Source organism: Alcanivorax sp. HI0044 (genome assembly GCF_001634945.1).
Map to the genome: position 1 here is coordinate 1 of NZ_LWEZ01001452.1, position 1,870 is coordinate 1,870.

Genomic DNA, 1,870 nt, shown 5'->3' on the forward strand with positions numbered 1-1,870 from the left:
TGCCGATGATGGCGGTGGCAAGCAGCGCGATAACGAGCAGAGTGCTAACGGTTTTCATCGTGTTCTCCCTGACAATGAAAGAATTGGTGGATGCGCCGGCCATGGCGGCCGGGCACATCCGTGGCAAGATCAGAACCAGAAACGGATGCCGGCAACAACGGTGCCTTCTTCCGTTTTTCCGCCGGCTGCCCGAGTCATGTCCGCCGTGTCGCCGTACTGTTTTTCCCAGTTGACCCCGATATAGGGCGCAATTTCCCGGCGGATTTCATAGCGCAGGCGCAGGCCGGCTTCCAGGCTTACAAGCCCGTCGCCGATGCCCAGTTCCGGGTCGTCCTTGCCATAGAGGTTGGCTTCGATCTCCGGAACCAGTATCCACTTTTGCGTCAGGAGCAACTCGTATTCGGCTTCCAGGCGCAGGTTGGTCAGGCCCTCTTCGCCGATAAACAGGTTGGCGTCCACTTCGAAGAGGTAGGGCGCGACGCCCTGAACACCGATGCTGGCCCAGTCCCGGTTGGGATCGTCCGGTTGCCAGTCTCGTCGCACGCCCAGCTGCCAGTCCCAGAAGGGAGCAAAGGCCCGGTTCCAGGCAAGGCGGGTTTCTGCTGCCTCGGTACTGGCGTCCTCACCGTCGTGCTCCGGATCCATTAACCGTTCGCCTTCGGTGCTGAAGTACAGCTTGTTCAGGTCGCCGCCATGCCAGCCGCTGGCTTCCCAGGCCATGACGGTGCCTTCATCGCTGTCACGGGCTTCCAGCTGGTCGACGATGACACGGGTAAAACGCGGTTCGTTTTTATTCATGGCGAGGGCTGGCGAGGTGGCCGCCAGTGTGATGCTGCCTGCCAGGAGCGTCATCAATGTTTTCATGAGCGGTGCCCTCCATGATCTTTGTCATGTGTGTCGTGCATGCCCTGTGTCTGTGTATCTGGCATGGAAGGGGTGGTGCTGCCATCAACGACGCGCACTTCCCGGAACATGCCTGCCTCCATGTGATAGAGCAGATGGCAGTGATAGGCCCAGCGACCGAGGGCATCGGCGCGCACCAGATAGCTGAGTTTTTCGCCGGGTTTGACGGTGATGGTGTGCTTGCGCAGCAGTTTCCCGTTACCCAGTTCCAGATCACTCCATAGGCCGTGCAAGTGAATGGGGTGGGTCATCATGGTGTCGTTCACCAGGGTGATGCGAACCCGCTCGTGGTGGAACAGCTCCAGCGGTACGGAATCGGCAAACTTGATGCCGTTAAAACTCCACATGTACCGGTCCATGTTGCCGGTCAGATGCAGCACGATTTCCCGGTCCGCTTGCAGGCTGTCGATGGGGTTGTCGGGAGTGCTGCCGAGGGTTTCCATGTCGGCGTAGGTGAGCACTTTCCAGGGCCGGTCACGCAGGCCAATGCCGGGGTCGGCCAGCATGTCGCCGGGCGCCATGGCGCGCATGTCGACGCCGGGGCCAAATTCACTGGCAGGATGTTCGATGGCGCTGTCGCGTGGCGGCAGGTCCGGGTTGTTGCTGTCCACGGCAAAGGGAACCGGGCGGGCAGGGGATGTGCCGTGGTGTTTCATATCCCCCATTTTCATGCCGTCATGGTCCATGGCGCCATGACTCATGGATTGATGACCCGAAGCTTGATGGTCCATAGCGCCCATGCCCATTTCGGTGTGGCCCAGTGGCGGGGGCGCGTCCATGTCAGGCACCGCAGCGGAGAGGGCGGCATCCGGTGTTAGCGTGCCGCGTACGAAGCCGCTGCGGTCGATGCTCTGGGCGAACAGGGTGTAGGCCTGATCGGCTTTCGGGGCCACGATCACATCCAGGGTTTCTGCCACGCCCAGTCGGCATTCATGGAAATCCACCGGGTTTACCGGTTGGCCGTCCA

Annotated in this window: 2 protein-coding genes; both read right to left on the bottom strand. The window is 61.0% G+C overall.

Features of this window, described 5'->3' with window-relative positions; translation table 11 throughout:
* Positions 1-129: 129 nt before the first annotated feature.
* On the bottom strand, positions 130-864 hold the full coding sequence (locus tag A3730_RS21815) for a copper resistance protein B (protein ID WP_063520406.1): 735 nt from the start codon (positions 862-864) through the stop codon (positions 130-132).
* Positions 861-1,870, bottom strand: a 1,010-nt coding sequence (locus tag A3730_RS21820) for a multicopper oxidase domain-containing protein (protein WP_156501293.1), incomplete at its 5' end; no start/stop codon positions are given. The genes A3730_RS21815 and A3730_RS21820, both read right to left, overlap by 4 nt.

Excerpts from the sequence above, each read along its gene's own strand:
- A3730_RS21815 (WP_063520406.1), bottom strand. The coding sequence starts at position 864 with ATGAAAACATTGATGACGCTCCTGGCAGGCAGCATCACACTGGCGGCC.